This window comes from Vibrio bivalvicida (assembly GCF_001399455.2).
In the GTDB taxonomy this organism is placed as follows: Bacteria; Pseudomonadota; Gammaproteobacteria; order Enterobacterales; family Vibrionaceae; genus Vibrio; species Vibrio bivalvicida.
The window spans coordinates 1-671 of the sequence record NZ_LLEI02000089.1 but is presented as its reverse complement, the minus strand read 5'-3'; the positions used below and the strand labels follow the sequence as shown (position 1 = coordinate 671).

General features: G+C 46.1%; 1 protein-coding gene. It reads left to right on the top strand.

Annotation, left to right across the window (positions count from 1 at the left end):
* The coding region (locus APB76_RS20830) for a transposase (protein WP_157633232.1) at positions 1 to 671 on the top strand (671 nt) is incomplete at both ends.

Genomic DNA, 671 nt, shown 5'->3' with positions numbered 1-671 from the left:
CATCGTCATCGGTGTAGAATGTATGCATTGTTGGTACTGGGTCAGCGATCTGTGCCTTGATTATGCGTTTGACTTTGTACTCGGTCATGCCCTGTATATGAAAGCGATACACGGTGGTAAAACAAAGAACGATCGCATCGATTCTTACAAAATTGCCTCACTCCTTCGCGGTGGTAACTTTCCTATCGCCTATGTTTACCCTAAAACCATGCGTGCTACACGAGATTTGCTGCGACGAAGAACCAAAATCATGCGCCATGGCGCTGACCTCAAAGCGCATGTTGCCAACACCTTTAGCCAATACAACCAGCAAAGCCACAATGTTCAACTGCGCTACCCATGCGCCCGTGAACAAGTACGCAACCAATTCGATGAGCCCTCAACTAATCGAAGCATTGATATGGATTTGAACGTTATCGCTTTCTACACTAAGGAACTGGCGAGCGTAGAACACTTTATTGAAAAGACAGCCAAGCAGCACAGTGCTCAAGATTATTCTCTCATCCAAACTGTGCCTGGTATTGGTCGCATTCTCGCTCTCACTATCTTGTACGAAATCGGCAATATTGAACGCTTCCCGTCGGTTCAAAACTTCGCTTCTTACTCACGGTTAGTCAAATGCAAAGCCGAATCAGCAGGCAAACAAAAAGGAACCAACGGCAACAAGATTG